Origin of the sequence: Candidatus Tisiphia endosymbiont of Ceraclea dissimilis, assembly GCF_964030735.1 — a bacterium.
Taxonomy (GTDB): domain Bacteria; phylum Pseudomonadota; class Alphaproteobacteria; order Rickettsiales; family Rickettsiaceae; genus Tisiphia.
Genome location: NZ_OZ034917.1, coordinates 262365 through 285277 on the forward strand (window position 1 = coordinate 262365; position 22913 = coordinate 285277).

At 34.8% G+C, this 22913-nt stretch carries 18 protein-coding genes, 1 tRNA gene, 1 rRNA gene and 1 pseudogene; 8 read left to right on the forward strand and 13 right to left on the reverse strand.

Annotated elements, in window-relative coordinates; all coding sequences use genetic code 11:
* Nucleotides 1–264: 264 nt before the first annotated feature.
* Both ACQH1V_RS01185 and ACQH1V_RS01190 read right to left on the reverse strand, forming a co-directional pair.
* Nucleotides 265–417, reverse strand: a complete 153-nt coding sequence (locus ACQH1V_RS01185) for a hypothetical protein (protein WP_157905714.1) — start codon at nucleotides 415–417, stop codon at nucleotides 265–267.
* Between the two features lie 224 nt (nucleotides 418–641).
* Nucleotides 642–770, reverse strand: coding sequence for a hypothetical protein (locus ACQH1V_RS01190; protein ID WP_425360555.1), 129 nt, complete (start codon nucleotides 768–770; stop codon nucleotides 642–644).
* 240 nt (nucleotides 771–1010) lie between these two features.
* Here ACQH1V_RS01190 and ACQH1V_RS01195 point away from each other — a divergent pair, with 240 nt between their 5' ends.
* The 3 genes from ACQH1V_RS01195 to ACQH1V_RS01205 all read left to right on the forward strand — a co-directional run bounded on the left by ACQH1V_RS01195 (nucleotide 1011) and on the right by ACQH1V_RS01205 (nucleotide 8205).
* Complete coding sequence (locus ACQH1V_RS01195) at nucleotides 1011–2834, forward strand: AAA family ATPase (RefSeq protein ID WP_425360556.1); 1824 nt, start codon at nucleotides 1011–1013, stop codon at nucleotides 2832–2834.
* A gap of 403 nt (nucleotides 2835–3237) precedes the next feature.
* Complete coding sequence (locus tag ACQH1V_RS01200) at nucleotides 3238–7209, forward strand: PEP/pyruvate-binding domain-containing protein (RefSeq protein ID WP_425360557.1); 3972 nt, start codon at nucleotides 3238–3240, stop codon at nucleotides 7207–7209.
* Nucleotides 7210–7245: 36 nt separating this feature from the next.
* The gene (locus ACQH1V_RS01205) at nucleotides 7246–8205 is read left to right on the forward strand and encodes a hypothetical protein (protein ID WP_425360558.1); all 960 of its coding nucleotides are present in this window, start codon (nucleotides 7246–7248) and stop codon (nucleotides 8203–8205) included.
* Here the strand turns inward: ACQH1V_RS01205 and ACQH1V_RS01210 are convergent.
* Nucleotides 8193–8465, reverse strand: coding sequence for a palindromic element RPE2 domain-containing protein (locus tag ACQH1V_RS01210; RefSeq protein WP_425360559.1), 273 nt, complete (start codon nucleotides 8463–8465; stop codon nucleotides 8193–8195). The genes ACQH1V_RS01205 and ACQH1V_RS01210 overlap by 13 nt on opposite strands.
* Nucleotides 8466–8663: 198 nt before the next feature.
* On the opposite strand from ACQH1V_RS01210, the gene ACQH1V_RS01215 reads away from it, so the two are divergent.
* A complete protein-coding gene (locus tag ACQH1V_RS01215; protein WP_425360560.1) occupies nucleotides 8664–11207 on the forward strand; it encodes a hypothetical protein in 2544 nt (847 codons plus the stop codon).
* Nucleotides 11208–11284: 77 nt separating this feature from the next.
* On the opposite strand, the pseudogene ACQH1V_RS01220 reads toward ACQH1V_RS01215, so the two are convergent.
* Nucleotides 11285–11410: pseudogene (locus ACQH1V_RS01220) on the reverse strand (transposase); the annotation flags it as partial.
* 86 nt (nucleotides 11411–11496) lie between these two features.
* Entirely contained in the window at nucleotides 11497–11832 is a 336-nt protein-coding gene (locus tag ACQH1V_RS01225) for a hypothetical protein (RefSeq protein ID WP_133062908.1), read from the reverse strand.
* A 41-nt stretch (nucleotides 11833–11873) separates the two neighbouring features.
* Between ACQH1V_RS01225 and ACQH1V_RS01230 the strand changes: the two genes are divergently transcribed.
* Nucleotides 11874–12089, forward strand: a complete 216-nt coding sequence (locus ACQH1V_RS01230) for a hypothetical protein (RefSeq protein ID WP_425360492.1) — start codon at nucleotides 11874–11876, stop codon at nucleotides 12087–12089.
* The gene (locus ACQH1V_RS01235) at nucleotides 12086–12538 is read left to right on the forward strand and encodes a recombinase family protein (protein WP_425360493.1); all 453 of its coding nucleotides are present in this window, start codon (nucleotides 12086–12088) and stop codon (nucleotides 12536–12538) included. Before ACQH1V_RS01230 ends, ACQH1V_RS01235 begins: the two co-directional genes overlap by 4 nt.
* Here the strand turns inward: ACQH1V_RS01235 and ACQH1V_RS01240 are convergent.
* Nucleotides 12465–13217, reverse strand: coding sequence for an IS5 family transposase (locus tag ACQH1V_RS01240; RefSeq protein WP_425360879.1), 753 nt, complete (start codon nucleotides 13215–13217; stop codon nucleotides 12465–12467). The two genes, ACQH1V_RS01235 and ACQH1V_RS01240, sit on opposite strands and share 74 nt — an antisense overlap.
* Before the next feature lie 208 nt (nucleotides 13218–13425).
* Here ACQH1V_RS01240 and ACQH1V_RS01245 point away from each other — a divergent pair, with 208 nt between their 5' ends.
* Nucleotides 13426–15102 (forward strand): recombinase family protein, encoded by a 1677-nt coding sequence (locus ACQH1V_RS01245; RefSeq protein WP_425360494.1) that lies wholly within the window; start codon nucleotides 13426–13428, stop codon nucleotides 15100–15102.
* A gap of 25 nt (nucleotides 15103–15127) precedes the next feature.
* Here ACQH1V_RS01245 and ACQH1V_RS01250 read toward each other — a convergent pair whose 3' ends face one another.
* The 6 genes from ACQH1V_RS01250 to tolB form a co-directional block, all read right to left on the reverse strand.
* On the reverse strand, nucleotides 15128–15907 hold the full coding sequence (locus ACQH1V_RS01250; protein ID WP_425360495.1) for a transposase: 780 nt from the start codon (nucleotides 15905–15907) through the stop codon (nucleotides 15128–15130).
* A gap of 337 nt (nucleotides 15908–16244) precedes the next feature.
* Nucleotides 16245–17747 (reverse strand): 16S ribosomal RNA (locus ACQH1V_RS01255).
* A 207-nt stretch (nucleotides 17748–17954) separates the two neighbouring features.
* On the reverse strand, nucleotides 17955–19118 hold the full coding sequence (locus tag ACQH1V_RS01260; RefSeq protein WP_425360561.1) for an FAD-dependent monooxygenase: 1164 nt from the start codon (nucleotides 19116–19118) through the stop codon (nucleotides 17955–17957).
* Complete coding sequence (locus tag ACQH1V_RS01265; protein ID WP_425360562.1) at nucleotides 19118–19378, reverse strand: monovalent cation/H+ antiporter complex subunit F; 261 nt, start codon at nucleotides 19376–19378, stop codon at nucleotides 19118–19120. The genes ACQH1V_RS01260 and ACQH1V_RS01265 overlap by 1 nt, the downstream gene beginning before the upstream one ends.
* 433 nt (nucleotides 19379–19811) lie before the next feature.
* Nucleotides 19812–19887: transfer RNA gene (locus tag ACQH1V_RS01270), tRNA-Thr, on the reverse strand.
* A 20-nt stretch (nucleotides 19888–19907) separates the two neighbouring features.
* Complete coding sequence (gene tolB / locus ACQH1V_RS01275) at nucleotides 19908–21230, reverse strand: Tol-Pal system beta propeller repeat protein TolB (RefSeq protein WP_425360857.1); 1323 nt, start codon at nucleotides 21228–21230, stop codon at nucleotides 19908–19910.
* Between the two features lie 232 nt (nucleotides 21231–21462).
* On the opposite strand from tolB, the gene ACQH1V_RS01280 reads away from it, so the two are divergent.
* Nucleotides 21463–21756: a hypothetical protein gene (locus ACQH1V_RS01280; RefSeq protein ID WP_375333475.1), complete on the forward strand. Its 294-nt coding sequence runs from the start codon at nucleotides 21463–21465 to the stop codon at nucleotides 21754–21756.
* Nucleotides 21757–21989: 233 nt separating this feature from the next.
* Here ACQH1V_RS01280 and cyoE read toward each other — a convergent pair whose 3' ends face one another.
* Nucleotides 21990–22886, reverse strand: coding sequence for a heme o synthase (gene cyoE, locus ACQH1V_RS01285; protein WP_425360563.1), 897 nt, complete (start codon nucleotides 22884–22886; stop codon nucleotides 21990–21992).
* Nucleotides 22887–22913 lie beyond the last annotated feature (27 nt).

Genomic DNA, 22913 nt, shown 5'->3' on the forward strand with positions numbered 1-22913 from the left:
ATCCGTTTTATCCGGTTTGTATGCAATATACACATTAAAAACTCATTGTCAAGTTAAATTATAATCAACTCAGGAAAATTGGGCAGCAAAAGCGGAGTGATTCTTATAAGTAATAGGCGAGCGACGAGTGACAACATTACAAATTTCTCGTCAATTGACTATATCTAATGACTTTTTGAGTATTATTTATATATCCCTGCTTTCGTAGGGATGACAAGCTTTGCTCTGTGGTTAAATTTGAAAATTTAGAAAAATTTATGGATTTTAGCATGATTTTTGACCATGAAGATGCATTCTCTCTTTGCCTTTAGGCATTTTGATGGAACAACAAAATAAACTTGCACACTGCGTTAATTTAACTTTAGTCAATTGGTGAGAAGTTGGTGACTTCGTCGCTCCATCGCTCCTGCTACCCAATTCTCCTGAATTGACTATAAATAGCTTTAATATAGATTATCACAAAATAATTAATAAATGTCAAGAAACTCACAAAAATTTATATGTTGTCAAATGAATAGGAGTTAACCAATGTTTCTATTTATTAAATAATATAAGAGATATACTCAAATAACTTGAAGAATGGGGACGATAAACAAGGGGTGGAGTGTGCTGTACATAAATTAACCTTATTTTCATTATTCTTAATTTGTATGTGATATAGTCAATTGATAAGAAGTTGGTGACGTTGTTACAGTCACTCGGCTATTACTTATAGGCGTCGCTCCATCGCTCCTAGCCCCAAATTCCTCTAAATTGACTATAAATTTCATTTGGGCAGAAAGATTTTTACACCGAGTCAGGTGGATAAAGCAGAGTTGCACATAACAACTACCAACGGCACTGAAATTATAACATTTTCTAAGGCTGCATAATTATATCGTACTGGGTGTTAATTCAGGTTAATTCACTATAAAAAAACAAAAAATTATAAAAATTTTGCTAATTAGCTATTAGTGGACAATAAAAAAGTAGTATAGTGATATTATAGTCGAAAGGAACAGATGAAAACAATGATAGAAGAAACAAACAAAAATAATGTTGATGATCAACCAACCATGCTAGTTGGTACTGATGATTTTAAGAAATTATTGCTTAATAGCAACGTATTTGTTGATAAGAGTTTAATGATCAAAGAACTATTGGTTGATGCTGGAGATGTCACCTTAATCACCCGTCCAAGGCGATGGGGGAAGAGCTTAAATATGGATATGGTGCGGAGATTTTTTGAGATAGAGGTAGATCAACATGGCAATCCTATACCACAAGAACAAAGAGTGAACTATAAACTATTTGCTGGTGGAGAGGTGGATTTGGGATTAGCAAGTGGTAGAAAAAAGTTGCTTAAACCACTTAAAATATCTAAGTATCCAGATATTCTTCTAGACTATCAAGGTCAATTTCCAGTTATTATTATAAGTTTTAAGGGGATTAGGGGTAGTAGTTATGAGGAAATTGAAAGTAAAATCAATTATCAAGTAATACAGTTATTTAGTAATTATCGTTATTTGGAGACTTATTTAACAGATAAGGAAAATTTATTAAATGATGCACAAAAGAAACAATTAACTAGATATTTTTCTGGAGAATTTAACAAAGTAGAACTTGAGAATAGTTTGAAATTTCTAAGCGACTTACTTTATAAACATTTTAATCAGAAAGTTTACATACTAATTGACGAATATGATACGCCAATTAATAGTTCCTACATGGAATTTGGTCATAAAGAAGAATTTAAACAGGTACTTAAACTATTCCGGGCAATATTTGGTAATAGTCTTAAAACCAATGATTCATTACAAAAAGGCATCATTACCGGCATATTGCGTGTTGCTAAGGCTAATTTGTTTTCAGATTTGAATAATTTAACTGAATGTAGTTTACTAGATGAAAGATTTTCTAGCAGTTACGGGTTTACTCAAGCAGAAGTTGATGAATTATTAACTAAAGTACCAACCACTACAAAGCCAGAAGAAATTAAAAATTGGTATAATGGCTATAATTTTGGCGGAGAAGTCATTTATAATCCATGGTCGATTATGCAATGTTTGGCAAGTAAAGGCAAGCTTGATCATTATTGGATTGATAGTGGTGGAACTGATTGGATTGATCATATACTACTCTCAGATGAGATGCAAACAGATATTCAGGCTTTAGCTGCAGGTAAAACTATTACTTCTTCTATTACTAAACATATAAATTTTGCTGATATCAACCAACCAGAAGGGTTATTTAGCTTATTATTATTTAGTGGCTACCTAAACACAACTACCAAGATGCCAGAAAGAGATATTTATGATTTATCTGCTCCTAACTACGAGGTGAAATATATTTATGAAAAGAGAATGCTACAATGGGTTACTAAACAAATAAAAATTGATAATTCTGGCTATTATTCTTTTGTTACTCTATTACCAGATGGTAAAATAGAGGCGTTTAAAGAGCGTCTGCAGGAATTGTTAGTTAATTCTACTAGTTTTCATCAAACAGGAGAGAAAAAAGCCGAATTATTTTATAGTGGCTTTATGCTCGGCTTTGTTAATATGTTAGCTCCTAATTATATAATATCAAGTGAACAAGAATCAGGGGATGGCAGAGCCGACGTTATGATGATTCCAAAAATTGGCAAAGGTGATAAAGCGATGATTATCGAGTATAAAATCGCTAAATCCTCAGAAGAGCTAGCAGATATAGCTAAATCTGGTTTACAACAAATTATTAATAAAAAATATGATAGTAAAATAAAAGAGCATTCACATGTAAAACAAATATTAAAAATTTCGATGGCATTTTGTGGAAAAAATATGGAGTTGCAATATGAGGTAACGAAGCTCTAATAATAGAGCGTAAGCACTTGTATAATAAGCAATTGGGTATCTGACTGGGTTCGGAAATTGTTCACTACGCCCCGCCATTCGGCACAATTTGCTACTTTTTGCAATTCTGTGAATGGAAAATCCAGAACGTAATGCAGTTTACAGCCCTCGAGTGTTAGGTTCGAAAATATAAAATTTAATAATTCCCTTTTTTCAACAATTGTCGAACCTTTAAAAGTTTCATAGGCGTTTTGGCTGATACTTATAAGCTCTGCAAGCTTTTTAGAAAGCTTATCATCTACTTTGTCATAACTCTTAATTAATTCAGTTAATTCATATTGTCTTTCCTTTAATATTCTGAGAATTTATATTAGTGAGGGTAAAAAATATGTTATAATAATTAAAAAATAGCAATTGAGGGATTGTGGCAGGAGAAGAGAATAATGAGGTTGTAGATGTTGCAGGTGGAACATCGCGTTACTCGGAGAAGATTGAGGATGATGCTAAATCATTTGGTTATAAAGCAGCAAATTTACTCAATTTGCGGGAGGTTGTTAAGGAATTTAATGAATTACTTGCGACAAACCAAGATAGTCAATTAGGGGATAATATTATCAAGGTTCAAGTGCCAACATTTGAGCCAATAAATGGTGATATAATAAAACAGCATTTAGATACACATGCTCCGGAATGGGTAAACCTCTTCCAGGAATTTGCTGATACTTACAAAGCTCAGTCCAATCTAGACACTTTAAGTGAAGCTAGTATTGAATGTTTAAAAAAATTACAAGAGTGTATTATTAATTGTTTTAATCAACATGAGCTAGAACCGGGGTTATTTAACAAGTTCTTAGAAAAAAATAAGATTCAGCCTGAGCAATTATTAATGATACGTAGTACAGGGGTTCATGAGGATAAGGCGGATATGGCTAATCCTGGTGGCAATGAGAGTCTGCCTTGCAAGGCTAATATTCGCGAGATATCTCAGGCACTTGGTCGAGTTGCTGCTTCATATGTCGGTCCTAAATCTTTGGCACAACGTTTGATAGCTCGTGATCAGCACATTACTGACTTTCCAGTAATGCCAGGGTTAATTCAACAAATGATTGGTGAGGGCATGGATGTTAGTCAGTCTGCAGATAGGCAAAATAAAGTACCTGTATCAGGGGTGATCTATAGTAAAGACGGGGCAAGCAGATTGCAAGTAGCTCCCGGTCATGGTGAATATGTCGTTAATAGTAAAGGACGGGTAGATAATTTTTATATTAGTACCCAAGGGGTAGTATATTCTGAAATTGCTGCTAAAGATTTTCGTTTGCAGCCAAAGTTAGATGAAAATAATAAGAAAATTATTTTACAGCGACAAGAGAATCCAGCTGAGCTGAAATACCAACCATCAATTGCTAGTGATGCGGCTTATTACGCCCATCAGTTTGCCCAGTATTTGGTAGGGAAATATGGCAAGAGGATGGATATAGAATTTGTTTATAATCCTGATGATCATCAAATTAATATAGTACAAGCTCGGGCAATTCCAGAAGGGTCAAGAAAAGGGCTTGAACCATCCGCTATTTCTCCACAATTTTTGGCTGATAATAAAGCTAATATGACTACCATACAAGGTTTGCAGGTGATTACTCCAGAAATCAATAAGGTGGTAGTTATTACCGAGCCAAATCAAGTAATAATCTGTAATACCATTGAAGAAGCTCTGACTCAATATAATAAGAACCATGATAAGATAGTAGGGGTTATAGTGCAACAACCATCGCCTGATACTTCGCATGAGGCTGGAGTGTTTAATGCTAGTGCTATACCGGTAATGCAAGTGAGTGATATTGTGGCAGTGCAGGAATTATTGAAGAAAAATAATCATTTAATTATCGATCCACAACATAGTAGTGTCTACCAATTATCAGAAGCAAAGTTTCGAGAGCTTGATCAAATAAATATTGAGAAAGCATTATATGATAAAGGAATTGTTGCCAAAGGCATATATGCTTCAAGCTTGTCTGGCTATGTAACACCGATTAATTATAGTTTTTCTAAAGAAAATCTAAGTAAAAATCCAGTAACTTTAGATAAAAACCCTAGTATTGGGAAATTAGCAAACGAGGCACAAGCTGGCAATAAGCTTAGTGCCGATCAATTATTATCGCTGGCTTACCAAGCTATGAATTTTAGATTACCACAAAATGTTGAAGCGCCATCTCAAGACAATGCTGAAAAATTACGAGATAATATTGCCGCATTATCGTTACCTAAAATAGGTGAGAGTAATGATCAAGCTAAAGAGGCACTAGGCTATAATTTAAGAGCTGTAACTGATAGCTATAAGAAAGGGACAATCTCGGCTGATCTATTTAAACAAACTATGATAGCCGGAGCTGAATTGTCGGTACTGCTTGATAAAATGCAGCATCTATCTAGCCATACTCAACAACAGCGAGAGCAAGCTTATCTAGAATATTTTAATGTTCAGAAGAAATTTACCGGTATGATTATTGGGGTTGGCGGCAAGAATATTTTAGCTGATTCCTTGGCAATTAGTTTAAAACAAAATAAATATGCTAAGCAAGCTGAGGAGCTAATCAATAAATTTTTGCCAGATGGAACAGCAACCGACAAGCAAAAAGCTTACCTAACTGAAAGCATAAAGCTTGCAGATTATTTCCTCAGTAAAGAAAAGCAGCAAGAATGGCTGCAATTTTGTGGAAAGATTTGTACGGCAAGAACAGACGATAATAAATTAAACGAGTTGCCAGCTGAAAGATTAGGAAAATTAGTAAATCAACTAGTATCGCTGGGAGTGCATCAACAATGGCTTAATTTAATTTTCACCGCAGATAATAAACCTGAGCATTCACTACAGACACTAAATAAATTAGAACAAGATTTTAAAGATATTGATCTTAGCAAAATCCAGAAAGCTAAAGCAACGATTGATAGTATGCAAGCCCAAATTCCGCAATGGAGTGACCCAGCCAAATTCTCTGAATTATTTAAGGGATTACAGGAAAATATTAGCAACCTTAACCGACAGTTAAAATGGAATTCTCAAGCAAGTAATCTAGAAAAAATCTTGATATTAGAGCAAGTTAATCAATTAACTGATATTCTTGATAAAAGTACCAAATCGCTTGAGCGCTCAACCCTTTATCCAGACAATGCCAAAGACAAGAATGGCAATGATCTACAAGTAGCCCATTTCAAAGATATGGTCGGTGAGTTTTATGATTTGATGAAAGTCTGGGTGGCTGAAGGGAAGTTTAAGGGCGATGAGTTAGCACAAAACTCATTGGAAGAGATAATTAGATCATTTCAAGTACAAGGTAAGCAAATATTAACCAAAAATCAATTCAATCCCTCTCCTTATTTTTCTGTAAACCGAGCAACGATAAATATTACAGGAGATAGAACCATTCCTGATACTTTAGAAGATATATTGACCTTAATACACCAAAATATGATTGTTGTTATTACCGATCTGGCAACAGAGACAAATAAAATTCTGTACCAACAACTGCCTAATTTGGTTAAAAATTTGGATATAGCTTTTAATAATGAGCTTCTAGATTCAAGTAATCCTTATTATTCTGACAGAATATCAAATCTTTCTACTATGATTAGTTTAAAAAATCAGACTTTAATAATAGAAAAAAATATTCCACTACGTGCCCATTCCTGTATAGCCAGTATTAAATATAATGTTAAAGATGGAGCATTTGTTAAATTTACTATGCTCGGTTTTAATGAACAGAATAGGTGGGATAATATTACGCTAGATACTTACCTTCAATTTACTAAAGCAGGGATAGAATTTGTAATACCACCACGTCATGATAAAGAAAAGGGAATATTTGAATATGAAATCAAAATTAAAGAAGAACAAATTGAATCATTAATAGATATGATAAATAAATCTATAGATATTAGCTATAAACTTTCTGTAGAAAATAAACCCCAAGCCTCTGAGGTAAAACAAGAGCTATTAGTTGATAGGTTAGATTTATTGAGCAAATTCTCTAATGCAGAATTAAATAAAGTTGCTAATATGGCAAAGATTATACTAATGGAACCAGAGCAGTTTGGTCAATTTGAGTTATTGGGTGATAGTAACCTTGAAAGACTTACAACATTGTTTCAGTTTTGCAATAAAAATGAACTAGTTAGGGCTGTTATAGGTAATTTGGGATCGTTAGCTGAAAAATTACCAAATCTTTATATAGATAACATCTTAGATAACCAAGAAACACTTAATAGTTCAACATGGGAGTTCTTAAAAAGTAAATCCCCTTATAATAAAGAGATTTTTATAGATAAACTCTTTGCATTGCAAAATAGTGCAGATGATAAATCTTTAAACTTATTCAAAGATATATTAATCCAAGGCTAAAAAGATTTAGTAAGCGTTCTAGATCAAAACACACAATTGTTTTTTATAGAGGAGCTTTTTAAGTTACAAGATAAAAATACTCTCCATACCACTCTTAATGAGATATTGATAAATAATTCAGAAAATTGGTTACAAAATCTTAATTCTTCTAATAAATTTGTTTTAGCATCAAAATTACTTGAACAACAAGACTTTGAAAAAACAGACGATAAAATTAGATATCTAACATCAGATAATGCGACAGAATTGTATGCAGCTGGTATTAAATTTATTCAGCTAGCAAAATTACAACCAGATGACATTATAGCACTAACATCAGATAGTGCGGTAAAAATATTTAAGGAGAAGTATGCAACATTTGATCAATTAGAAAATTTAGAATCAGATAAAATAAAGCTTTTGATGTCACCAACTGTATTAAACATGTATGAGGAACAGCGTGCTACATTTGATGATCTAAAGGATACAGAGTTAGGGAAAATACAATATCTGATATCATATGAGGCACAAAGAAATTACGCTAGAGGAGTTGCTTTCACCCTCCTAAAACATTGTGGTCTAGAAGAAGGAAAAAAATTAGCAGATACATATGAAGCTAATCCTACCAAAGCCGATAAGCAGCAAATAAAAAAATGCGTAGAAGCTATAACAAGGGAATATCCTGATAACAGCCCGGAGTTTAATAAAGCAATTAATGATTTTGTTGACAAATTAGCTATCTCTAGACAGGTTACTAACAAAGGAGCAGACAACAGCCCTGAGGAAACAAAAAAGTATCTAGTAACGACTTTAGAACAATTGGCTAAAGATAATCCTGCATTAAAAACGCCACTGGAGCGTATTAAATTATCGAATGTAGCACAAAATCCTGAGCTACAAGCAGCAGCCACAGCATTAGCTTCTCATGTGGCTACAGTAAGTAATCTGCCCATAAAAAAGGAGGGCTTTGTTAAAGTGTCATCAAGACCATCTAGCCCTATGGCTCAGAGAAGATAAAATGATTGACTCCAGAAAATAATATTTTTAGCCCTACAAAATGCATCTAAAAAATGGACTATGCCCCACAACTGTTGAAAGTTAGAAGAGGAAGTGGTTTTAGACCGGATATAGTCAATTGATGAGAAGTTGGTGACGTCGTCACTCATCGCTCGCCTATTACTTATAGGCGTCGCTCCATCGCTCCTAGCCCCAAATTCTCCTGAATTGACTATATTAGAAAAGGTAATGCTCCGCATAATATAGCTATTGTTAAGCATATGGCATTAAATTTATTACAAAAAGCCAAACAAAAAAGGGATTCTATTAAGCGGCTTCGAAAAGCTGCGGGATGGGATAATAATCAACTACTTAATATTTTACAACATATTTTTATATGAGGCAGCCCTGATGGATATAAGTTATGTATTGTATTTTTCACGCGTTCCGTTACAATGAACCAAATAGGGAGTATATTTATGAGTAATGATAGAATTTCAAAAGCAGTGCAGATAGTAAAAAATTATTCTCTGTTTACTGAAGAAGATGAACGAGCTAAAAGCTCCTTAAAAAGTGCGTTAACTAAATTTTTTGATACTATCAATTCTGATGAAAAGGAGGAATGTTTTAAAACAATATTAAAATATGGTAATGTTCCTTCCAATGAATTAGAAAATTTACGTGCAAAACTGAATGGCTTATTTGACAAGCAACAAGATTTAGCAGTAAATAATCCGGCTATTACAGAGCCTAGTCGTAATGATACTCAGTATGCTGGAACAGATATTAAATCTCCAATTAGTAGGACTGTGTTAAATAATGACAAAATTGATCGGTCAAATAAACCAAATGTTTCACAGATTGATCCTGTTATTGTAAATATTGACAACCAGAAATATGCTGTATGTGTAAAAGATGATAACAAATATTTAGTCTGGCTTGAGAACCAAACAACTAATGCTATGGTATTAGGATATAATCAAGCAAATGGTATCACAGGTATTTTTAATAATAGTGATATGTATGATATTAAACAAATTAGTGTTAACGGAGAATCTAAGGAGATATTTTTGGGAAGCTTTACAACAGGTACTAGCAGCTCAGCTCATAGTGTAGGAGTAGTAATATACAAAGATACGGATGGTCAATATAAGACAACCGTTCTTGATCAAACATCATTTAAGAATAATTCAGATGCTAAACCAGAATACCAAGAGAAATATAAAGGATTTATCAAAGGTATCCACTCGGCTATTAAGGGACAACATCAAAATATAAAGATTGATGAACAGAATATAGATTTTCGGCATGGTGTCTACCAGGTAGAGGGTAATTTGGCTGGATGTTTAGATGGATTAATGTTTTTTGCGGATGACTTAATAAAAGAAAATTTTGATGTTCATAAGGCATTAACTCATGCAGCAGAAGAAATTCCGCTATCTCGTATGGCATCATCTAGGTTTAATGCTACATGTGCGGTCATGGAACAGAATGAGCAGAAAGTAGGATTAGAACAAATTCCTCTTGGTGATATTAACAAGAAACTAGATTTAAAAGAATTTTTTACTAATAGCAGTGATGTAGAAACAATAAAGAAAATTCGTGATGGTAGTTATTCTAAATCAGAATTAGCAAAAATTTTTGTTGATGACTTTGGCGTACAAGTTAAGTACCTTAATGAGAAGGTTAAACAAAGCTTAAAGGAATCTTTGAATAAGTTTAACGATATTCCAGAAATAAAACTACTTACTAGCGGCAATTTTGATAACAAAGCACTAGCAAAAATTATTACTAATAACTTTACTCATGAAGAATTAGCAGACACATTTATTACTAAATGCAGGAGTGAAGAATTATTTCCAAAAATTATTACTGATAACTTTACTGATAAAGAATTAAGCGCAATTAAAAACGGAGACAAGAAGCAAGGGATAACAATTATTATTAAAAAGTTTGATATCAACCAACTAGCAGAAATTTTTATTGACAATTATAATGAAGAGGTATTAAGTAGAACCCGCAGTGGTAAAAGTGAAATGGAAGATATTTTTAGGAATAACATTCCGAGAGAGCAACGCTCTCTGTATACCCAAGAATTAGAGCTACTTAGTAATAATATAACGAATCAAGAAGCTAAAGAAGCGGTGCTGACTAAGCAACTTTATAAAACAAAACTAAAAACAACCCTTGAGAGTAAATTTCAAAAAACAGAGCTGCAGAAAATTCTTGAACAATCTTATAGAAAAGAAGAATTAGAAACAATGCTGAAGAAGGCTTTTATGGAAAACAAACCTTCTATTAAAGCTGTGGTAGATGATATAGGTTTCCTAAGAAAATTAACAGACGCTGAATTGCAATCCCTTGAAGGCAAGGAAGTTCAAGGCAAGATAACTCAGTTACTAAAGCAGGAGGTTATACAACTACAGACTGCTAAGCAACAGGATGTAACACTAGATAACCAGCCTATAGCACCGTTAAAACCTACTATTGTGCAATCTGTTACGCCAGGTTTTAATTCCCAATTATCTAAAGAGTTACGTCAAAAAGCAACTCTGATAGCAAATAATTTAACCCAACAAAATAGTATTAATACTATTGCATCAACAATCAATATTGTAGAGACAGTAGTTGCTAATCAAGAGCCTTTGTCTGAAGTGATTGGAAACGAAAGGGGAAAATCTCTGCAAAACAAAATTAACTCAATAAAAGAGAAACATCAGCAAGGCGATATAAAGGGTGTTGATCAAGGATTCAAAGAATTAGCTGATGACTGCATAAAAATACAAGATACAAAAATGCCTTCAACTTGGCAAAAAATTGTTAATGTAATCAAGGCTGCTGCTTCGATTGTGTCTACTGTTATTAGGGGAAAGTCAAGCGATATTAATATAAAAATGGCATTGTTTAGAAAAGCGTTGAAAGAATTAGGGGGACATGATAGTAAGTTCTCTGAGTGTTCATCAATGGCTCAGGACATTTCGCAAAGAAATAAGCATAAATCTTCGTATCAAGGCAGGGCGTAGTGTGACTAGTTGCACGCTAAGCTCGCTTACCCCTTGTTTTTCGCTCCAATTCTTCAAATCATTTGAGTATAGCTTACTAACAGCTTTTTTCCACAAAAAACATATAAAGGCAGAAAGCAATTATAACGATAATATCCATGATAAAACTTCCCCTCTTGATTGCTGTGAATTTCATCATCAGTGGCGTCAAAATCAATTATTATAGCACTTAACATAGAGGTTAATATAAGTTATAATGATAGATAATGAATAAATTTAATAATAGCAATATGGCGACAGCCATAGTACCCTACAATTTTTGTAACAATGTAGGGAAGTAGGGATCAAAATCGGTAATTGAGTCATACTCCAAAATTCTTTTTAATACCGCTTTTGCCTTGTTACTTGCCTGTTTCAAGCAGTTCCTTAAATGATCCAATCCGTATGTAAAAAATGACACTAATTGTTTTGGATAAGTTTTCTGAGTTCTAATTCTTATGGGTTTTATCTCGTTTTGTATTAGCCCATTTTTTATTATTAAAGCCGATGCAATAGCACAAACTGTAACTAATTTCACGAATCTATCTGGGTTTGTTATGTGACTTTTTTCAATATCAAAGCCACCGCTTTTGAGATGTTTAAACAACCGTTCTATCTTCCATTATTAAAACATCTATAAGTTTTAATTTGACAAATTTAGAACAATCCCCGACACTTAACAAATCAGTATTGCTAAACTTGGTTGATTGGGTAAGAAAATATCATGCAAGGCATTCCTATATTGGAACCAATGAAATGGGAGAGAATCCCCAAAGAGAATCGTCATCGCCTAATAACTCTATTAGCAACATTATCATTGAAAAAATTGCCAAAATCGATAATAAATATGGAGAAGGCAAATGATAGACAAGGAGAAACAATCAACTCAGAGAATATTATCAAGTGGCAAGATTCAAGCCTATCACCACGATCGTCTGGCGATAGTGTATATAAGGCAGTCAACGCTGCAACAAGTAGAACGGCATAGTGAATCTACTAAATTGCAGTATAATTTAGTAGAGAGAGCTTATGCTCTAGGCTGGAGTGCTGATAAAGTACTTATAATAGATGATGATTTGGGGCGGTCTGGTGCAACTGCTGAAGGTCGTCCTGGATTTCAGCGTTTAGTTGCTGAAGTTGGATTAGACCATGTTGGTATAGTACTAGGAATAGAAGTATCGAGGTTAGCACGATCATGCAAAGATTGGTACCAATTACTAGGTTCTGTTGACAAAATTTTTAACGTAACCATATTAAAGCTCCAACAAAATTTAGAAAGGCTAAAAAGGTGGCTGGGGCTTTATCAAACCTAGAAAATATACGCCTAAAATGTTTGATTTTACCAAAGAAACATTCAATTAAATGGCGTTCTTTATAAATATGTTTATCATATTCACGTTGTACTTTACGATTAGATTTTGGTGGGATAACAACCTCGCACCCCTTATTTTCTAAGCTTTCTACAAACGCACTACTATCATATCCTTTATCACCTATCACCGTCGTATTCTGAACATCTTTAGTAAGATTTTCAGCCTGAGTGATATCATTTCTTTGCCCAGCAGTTAGTATAAACTTCAGTGGGTTACCCAATGCATCAACGAGGGCATGAATTTTAGTACTAAAACCACCTTTGCTTCTACCTAAAGCTGCTTCCTCTTGATTACCTTTAATATATCCAGATGAGCAAGCATGTGCTCTTACAATAGTTGCATCAATCATCATTGATTCCATATCTACATCTACTTTAACATGATCCATTAAAGCTTCCCATATACCTTTGTCAACCCATCTCTTAAATCTGCGATAAACACTGTACCAACAACCATAATAATCAGGCAGAAGACGCCATTGACAACCTGTTCTAGCAATAAACCATATTGCTTCAATAAACTGTCTTATTTTTTCCTCATTCTTGTTGTGTATAGCTTTTTTTTTCTTAAAAAATGATAAAATTGCTTCCCATGCTTGGTCTTCTATGTAATACTTCATATCGGTAGTTTCTTGGTTTCGATAACTAGAAACTACCATTTCTTCTTACTATTGCAACTTCTTTATTCTACTCTGATAACTTAACATAAAATTTTGTCAACAGAACCTAGAAGTATGTGCACTTTTTAGAACCATTATTGCTGATACTGATGGTATTTATGATCCGGTATCCTATAATGATCGACTATTATTAGGTCTTAAAGGTACAATGTCTGAAGCAGAGTTACATATAATTAAGCAACGCATGCTACAAGGGAAGAAAGCAAAAGCACGTCGAGGTGAGTTAGGCATGCAAGTTGCTATGGGATATGTTAGACGACCATCTGGCGAAATTGTTAAAGATCCAGATGAGCAAGCACAGGCAACTATTCAGATGGTATTTGAGTTATTTGAAAAATTTTCTACAATTAATGCAGTATTAAAATACTTAGTCAGTCATAAAATAAAAATGCCTTATAGAGAGCGTAGCGGTTTGCAAAAAGGTGAACTAACCTGGCATCGTCCTAATAGGAATACTTTAGGAAATCTATTACATAATCCCATATATGCAGGTGCTTATGTATATGGACGCAGACCAACAGAGGCACATAGAAAAAAACCTGGCAGACGATCTACGGGGCGTATTGTTGCTAAAATGTCAGATTGGCAAGTATTGTTAAAAGACAAAGTTCCTGCTTATATTAGTTGGCAACAATATGAACGTAATGGCAGACAATTATTATCTAACTCCATACAAGGAATTGGTGTAGCAAGGCATGGTAATGCACTATTAGCCGGACTTGTTGTTTGTGGTCGCTGTGGTTTACGAATGGCAACTTGCTATACAAATAATGGTAATAAATTGCGTTATAGTTGTAGCAGAATGTCTGTAGATTATGGTGAAGATGTTTGCCAATCATTGGTTGGCAATGTTTTGGATGAACTAATTGCTAAGCAGGCATTAGAAGTGTTAAAGCCAGAAGCTTTGGAAGTTAGTTTACGAGTGGCAACAGACCTTGAAACCGAACATAATAATTTACAAAAATATTGGCAAAAACAATTAGAGAGAGGACGATATGAAGTTGAGAGGGCATATCGGCAATATAATTCTTCAGAACCTGAGAATCGTCTTGTCACAAGAACTCTTGAGAAAAAGTGGGAAGAATCATTATCTGCAGAAGAAAAGTTAAAACAGGAATATGCCAAATTCTTAGCTGAACAATCAAAAATTCTGTCTGATGTTGAGCGTCAAACTATATATAAATTAGCTTCTGATATTCCTGCTTTATGGTCATCGTCAACTACTACGGTAGAAGAACGCAAAGAAATTTTACGTTTACTAATAGAATGTGTTGTTGTAAAAATAGAAGGTGTAACAGAGAAAGTCTTGGTAGAAATACATTGGGCTGGTGGATATAAAACTAATACTAATCTTGTTCGTCCTGTGGCAAAATTGGAGCAACTTAGTTATTATGGTAAACTGCTTGAACTAGTAGCCAGTCTCAAAAGCCAAGATATGACATTACAGCAAATTGCTGATATTTTAAATCAACAAGAAGGGTGGCGTCCAGCAAAGCTGTTAAATATTTTTAATGAGAACACGGTTAGTAGCCTACTTATACGTAGTGGTGTAACAGCTACTAACAAAAGAACATTATCAGGAGAAATTAATCGTAGGCAAAATGAATTTACTTTTCGTGAATTATCGCAAAAAATCAATATACCAGAACCAACTTTATATAGATGGATGCAAAGAGAGCAATTAAAAGTCAGGAAAGTTTACAACTCATCACAACGTTGGATTTGGCTAATTACAGCCGATGAGCAAGAGATTAAAAGGTTGATCTCATTAAGAGAACAACCGAAACAGTGGATTTACCATTCCAGGGTAAAAAAGGTAGAATAATAAACAAATAACTATTACAGAGGCATTATGACTGGCAAACTTCAATTGACCAGCGAAATTTATATAAAGCAAAAATTTTTACATCAATATCACCACTAGCTGCAACAACCATTAGTTCGCTTTTATCATTTCTATATGCAGATAATGTAACTACATGTCCCCATAACATGCCTTTAATTTCAAGGTATTCAAGGGGTTTTACATTATTAAAACTTTTTCCCACTGGTTTAATTTGCAAAGCATTGATAATTCGAATCAGCATATCTTTTCTAAGAGGAATCGCAAATTTAATTTGTTTGCTAGTTAGAAAATTAAGCCATTCTTTACTCATAAATTCGCGATCAGCCAATAAATATTTAATTTTATGAACTCCAAAATTATTGATAAATCGCTCTAAAATTTCCTCCATCAACCAGCTAGAACAAGCACCCCCGTGATCTAATGGATACCAATAAATAGGCACAGAAATTTTTCCGAAAACTATAACCAAAAATAATATATTAATATCACTTGTGCCAAATTTCCAGCAAGTTCTATCCAGAGCAATAATGTATTTGTCATTAGCAAAAATATTCAAAATAAACTTAGCAATTTGGTCATAATTAAATATTTGATCCCTAAACAGCCTATATATTCTTTGAATTCTAGAGCTATGTTTAGCTTCACTCTTAATTCCAAGTGCCATGTTTTTACCGCTAACGGAGCAATTCTCAATTAGACTCATAATCATTCCAGAAAGACATTCTAGCCTTGATTTTTTCCAAGAAAAGTTTAGTATCAGTGACTGAAGTAGTATATTGTGCATAGTCAGAAAATACACTCTTATACTACTTCAACCTTCCATATACAATACCTTTGCAGAGTATTTATTACAAAAATTGTAGGGTACTATGGATCGCAAGGACACAAGCTATTTTCTATATGACTTTTAAATGCCATGTGTAAGGTAAGTAGTAAGAAACTATAGGAGATAATGTTTTTCCTTAGCAAGTTAGGCAGAGCTATAACTTGATAGCAACGGAATGACAATCAAAGAAAGAGCTGTTTTTAAAAATTTGATAAACAATCAGTTAAAGGTAGTGACAGCGAAAGTCGAACTTAGGCAAATATTACAAAAGTAATACTTGCTATATTAAGTCTTTAAAGGAGGTAATCCAGCCGCAGGTTCCCCTACGGCTACCTTGTTACGACTTCACCCCAGTCGCTAATTTTACCGTGGTTGGCTGCCTCTTACGTTAGCTCACCACCTTCAGGTAAAACCAACTCCCATGGCGTGACGGGCAGTGTGTACAAGGCCCGAAAACGTATTCACCGCGGCATGCTGATCCGCGATTACTAGCGATTCCAACTTCATGTTCTCGAGTTGCAGAGAACAATCCGAACTGAGATATCTTTTAGGGATTTGCTCCACGTTACCGTATTGCTTCCCTCTGTGGATACCATTGTAGCACGCGTGTAGCCCAACCCATAAGGGCCATGATGACTTGACATCGTCCCCACCTTCCTCCGGCTTATCACCGGCAGTTTCCTTATAGTTCCCGGCATTACCCGCTGGCAAATAAGAATGAGGGTTGCGCTCGTTGCGGGACTTAACCCAACATCTCACGACACGAGCTGACGACAGCCATGCAACACCTGTGTGTGGTCCAGCCGAACTGAAGGGATGCATCTCTGCTTCCCGCGACCACCATGTCAAGGGTTGGTAAGGTTTTTCGCGTAACATCGAATTAAACCGCATGCTCCACCGCTTGTGCGAACCCCCGTCAATTCCTTTGAGTTTTAATCTTGCGACCGTACTCCCCAGGCGGAGTGCTTAATGCGTTAGCTACGAAACCGAAAGAATTTCTCCCGATATCTAGCACTCATCGTTTACGGCGTGGACTACCAGGGTATCTAATCCTGTTTGCTCCCCACGCTTTCGTGCATCAGCGTCAGTTGTAGCCTAGATGACCGCCTTCGCCACCGGTGTTCCTCCTAATATCTAAGAATTTCACCTCTACACTAGGAATTCCATCATCCCCTACTACACTCTAGATTAGTAGTTTTGAAAGCAGTTCCGAGGTTAAGCCTCGGGCTTTCACTTCCAACTTACTAAACCGCCTACGCACTCTTTACGCCCAGTAATTCCGAACAACGCTAGCCCCCTCCGTCTTACCGCGGCTGCTGGCACGGAGTTAGCCGGGGCTTTCTTGGTCAGGTACCGTCATTATCTTCCCTGCTGAAAAGGGCTTTACAACCCTAAGGCCTTCGTCACCCACTCGGTATTGCTGGATCAGGCTTTCGCCCATTGTCCAATATTCCCCACTGCTGCCTCCCGTAGGAGTCTGGGCCGTGTCTCAGTCCCAGTGTGGCTGATCATCCTCTCAGACCAGCTACAGATCGTTGGCTTGGTAGGCCATTACCCTACCAACTACCTAATCTGACGCGGGCTCATCCATCAGCGATAAATCTTTCCTCCGAAGAGAATATACGGTATTAGCATTTATTTCTAAATGTTATTCCGTACTGATGGGCAGATTCCCACGTGTTACTCACCCGTCTGCTACTAACTAATTTAGAGCAAGCCCTAAATTAATCCGTTCAACTTGCATGTGTTAAGCATACCGAAAGCGTTCGTTCTGAGCCAGGATCAAACTCTCAAGTTTGATTCTGTCTACTTTTTATTCAAAAAATTGACAGGTTTAATTTATCACTTTAAGTGATAAGTACATTTTGCTGTCACTACCTATATCTGATTATTTACTTTTAAAAACAGCTTACGAGTTGATGAGTAATCATCTTTTCGTGTGGTAATCATATGCAAAATCTACTATGCTGTCAACTGCTATTTTGATTTTTTTTACAATAACATTCTAATTTTTAAGATTAAACCTTTTACCCATAGCATATTGTTTTAATAAATTCTTAATCGGATCTATATTATCAATAGCTTTAAGCCCTAAACGTCTTAGGTACCATAAGGGTTTTGAATGATTTGAGAAAATACTATTTAGACTCTCAGTAATCATATACATATTACAATTATCATTTTGTCTTAATTTTTGATATCGTTCTAGTACCGCTGCATTTGTACCACTACTTGCAACTAACCCAGTTAAAGTCTCAATATCTTTGATGCCCTGATTTAAGCCTTGACCAGCTAGCGGATGAATTACGTGTGCACTATCTGCCACTACTACTATTTTATTATGAAAATATTTACTAGTTACACGAGCTTTTAAAGGAAAAGAACTAATATCACTATCCACCGCAATAGCTCCTAGAGAATTGCCACAATTTCTACTTACCAAATACTCAAACTCTTCACTCGGCAAACTGGTCAATAACGCCGCCTGCTCTTGGCTGGTAGTCCATACTATCGATGAGGTTTTTTGATCCTTGAGAGGCAAAATGGCAAAAGGACCAGATGGCATAAAATGTTCAATAGCACAATTTTCATGATTTTTCTTATGCCTAATATTAAATGTCAAGGCAGTTTGATTATATGATTTTTCTATTTTATTGAAGAAATAATATTGACGGGCTTTAGAATTATGCCCATCACAAACAATCAATAAGTCACTATTTATAGTTTTCTGATTATCTAAATAGATGATCGAATGATCAGCTTTACTATCGATCTTTTGATAACCACACTGATCAATTATGTTGATTAATGAGTTTTTTTTAACATTTTCTAGTAATATTTGCTTAAATTCACTGTTTTTTACTATATAACCTAATGCATCATTACCTTTGATATTTGGCAAACACAACATTTCTGGTGCCTTATTATCCACAACATAAATTTCCAGCATTTTGCCAGCTACCTGTTCAATCTCAGACCACAAACGAATAGCTTCTAGGAATCGTGAAGAAGCAGGAGTTAAGGCTGTAGTCCTGATATCAGCACAAAAGCTGCTAGAGTTTATTGATTGACACTCAAGGATCGTAGTTTTAATATTCTTCCTGGCAAATGATAATGCCGTAAGCATACCACTTAAACCACAACCTAATATTACTATTTCTTTTTTCATTACATTACATTATTAGACTGACCAATAAAATACTTTAAATATGCTCCGCTTGCTATAAAGCTTAACAGAAAATAAATCAGAGCAATATCTAAATAACAATTATTCATTTTAAATGACCCAAGGAAACAAATGAATAAAGTCATTATACTAGTTAAACTATTCAGCACTAAGAGTTTTACAAAAATATTTCCATTTTTAAGCAATAAATAAATCATTAAAGCAACAAATAAAATATTAATGATTAAATAAAGATTTATCATAGACCTAATTTAAATTAATTAAAAATGGATTGCCACGCTCACATATGTTCGCTCGCAATGACATGTACGACCTCAAACGTCATGGCTCAGAGCTACTTTAGTGGCATTGATGCAATCCAGAAAAATGATTAAAATAGATTGCTACACTCACATACATTCGCTCGCAATGACGTGTATACGCCTCAAACGTCATTGCGAGGAGTGCGGAAACCGCACGACGAAGCAATCCAGATTTATTATAATTTTTGGATTGCTTCGTCGACCTTACGGTCTCCTCGCAATGACGGTTTCTCAATTATTGTTTTCTTAAACTGACGCTTATGTGCCTACGCGGGAATGACAAGAGGAAGCGGGAGTAACAACTTACAATTGCTTCGTCAACCTACGATCCTCCTCGCTAATAGACATTGACTATAAAGTATTTCTATATTTATGGTGCCGATAGAGGGAATCGAACCTCCGACCTACGCGTTACGAATGCGTCGCTCTGCCAACTGAGCTATACCGGCGAGATGTTTATAAACTTGCGTTAGTTTAACATTTTTGACCATTCTGGGTCAGAAGCATCTTGAGGGGTGATAATTTCTCTTTCATTATAACCGGTTAAATCAATGGAATATATACGATTTCTCCCAGCTACTTTGTTTCTAGGAGGCCAACCTTTAGCAAACATAATTATCCTACCATTGGTTGACCAGCAAGGACTTTCAACCAGATACCCGCTAGTTATAATTCTTTCACTATTTTCCTCACCATTAGCAAGAGCTTTCATCACCCCAATGGTAAACCCCTCTCTAGAAATCTTAGTAAAAGCTATATAATCCCCTCTAGGTGACCAACTTGGTGCATAATAATTTCCCCCGCCAAAACTTATACGTTCAACATTTGAACCATCAGAATTCATAATATATAATTGCTTTGATCCACTTCGATCAGAGTTAAAAACTATTTTACTACCATCCGGTGAATAGCTAGGAGAAGTATTAATACCAATACCATTGGTCAATTGTTTAGTCACCATACTATTCAAATCAGTTTCAAAAATATGGGTAGCTCCATTTCTTGCCATTGACATTATAGCCTTATCCCCCTGGGGTGAAAATCTTGGAGCAAAGGACATACCAGGGAAATTACCAACCAATTTTTCTTTACCCGTTTTAAGATCACGAATGTAAACATGTGGTTTTTGCTTTCGTGCATACGATAAATACATAATTTTATCTGCTTGCGGCGAAAATCTTGGAGTAAGAACTAGATTTTTACCATCTGACAGATATTTGTGATTAGCACCATCATGATCCATCATAGCTATTTTCTTTACTCGCTTTAGATAAGGTCCACTCTCTGACACATACACTATTCTCGTATCAAAGTAACCTGAATCTCCAGTAATTTTTTCATAAATTTTATCAGCTATTTTATGTGCCACCCTACGCCATAAATTTGCTGACACTTCAAAAACCTCACCTATAAGATCTTTTTCTAAACTTACATCCCATAATATAAAACTAACCTTTAGCTTGCCAGAAGATAGTTTGATAACTTCACCATTAATTAGCAGATTAGCATTAATTTGTCGCCAAGCAGCAAAAAGAGGCTTATGTTTTATTCCTAGAGTCTGTTCTATAAAAGAAGCAGTAGAAATAGGACGAAACATACCAGAACTTTTTAGGTCATTAGATACTACGCTAATTATATCAGCACCAATTACACTATTGCCACTATTATCTGCATCAAATTTATTGATGGCTATCGGCATTGGATCAACATGTCCACGCTCTATAACTATAGTTTCTATTGCATAGCTATTAAAGTTAGCAACTACTAATAGTATAACAAATAAATACTTGATCACTAATCCCACCTAGATCATTTTTTAACAAATTATATCAATTTTTTTACTAGCTATATTTTATTAGCTACACTATAGCAGATAAATTGTAAAACACTAAGTATTAGAATGTAAAAAATAATAAATTTTGTAAAAATAATGAAGAGATGCTTATACCTTGTTATCGACAGCAAGAATACTAATATTTGACATTCATAAATGATCAAGATACAATCAACATATGTGGCATAAAATGTTATATTATGCACAAATTGCTAGCATGGATATTATGGAAGTTATACGTACAAAATTAGGGGATGGTGGCAGAGTCATTATTCCATCAATCTTTCGTCACAATCTTAATCTAATGGCAGGAGATGACATTATATTACATATGAAGGATGAGACAATTTATATTACCACTCCTAATCAAGCTTTATCCAAACTACAAACAAAGGTGAGAAACCATATTAATGCCACTAATCAAAATGTTTCCCTTGTTGATGAGCTAATAGCCATGAGACGTTTAGAGGCAAAGCGTGAATAATACCGCATTACTCATACCCATATACACTGCTGATAGGGTTTGGACTCAACTACAATTAAATAATGCAGATATTAAATTAATTCGCTGAATTCCTACAAAAATATATCCAGACAAGTTGTAACTGGACATTAAATTAACTTATCTTCTATTCTTTCTAACTGCCAAAAGAATATTTAGTTATTGGAGTATAAAACAGCACTTAATTAATTATCTCCGACAATCAATTAGTCAGATTAGCTATAATTTCGAAAGAAATCCAATGTTAAAAAAATACTGAAAAGATAAAATATTGAATAGGCAAATAATTTCTTAGCCTGTTTATTATCTTTATCACGAAACAAAGAAACAGCATAATATAGAAAAATTAGACCTAATATAAATGCCGTAAGCAAATATAAATGATTACTTATTCCTAAGCAAAATGGCATAAATGTAGTAATAAACATAATTATACTATAGGCAAGAATTTGCTTCTTAGTATAATAATCTCCCTTTACTACCGGCATCATCGGAACATCACAATTTTTGTAGTCTTCTGAACGAAAAATTGCCAATGCCCAAGAATGCGGTGGTGTCCAAGTTAAAATAATCATAAATAAAGAAAAAGAGCCAAGAGAAATCTCATTAGTCACCGTTGCCCAACCAATCATAGGCGGTAATGCACCCGCCACCCCACCAATAACTATATTTTGCATGGTTGAACGTTTTAGCCACATAGTATAAATGAAGACATAATATAATATGGTTATTAATAACAATAAAGCCGATAGCAGATTAACACAAAGACCCATCAGAAAAACTGAAAAGAAGGCAACAACCACACCAAAAGCTAAAGCGTCCTGTGGTTCTATAACCCCGGTAACTAGAGGTCTATTTTGCGTACGTTTCATTATGGCATCAATATCTCTATCATACCACATATTAATAGCTGCACTACTACCAGCTCCAAGCGTAATACAGAGCATAGCAATACACGCTATAAATGGATGAATTACGCCTGAAGCAAGCCATAGACCAGAAAAGCTGGTAAATACTACAAGTGCCATCACTCTAGGTTTCATCAGCATAATATAGTCCATAACCGAGCTATTATAGTCAATTGATGAGAAGTTGGTGACGTCCTTACTCATGCTCGCCCATTACTTATAGGCGTCGCC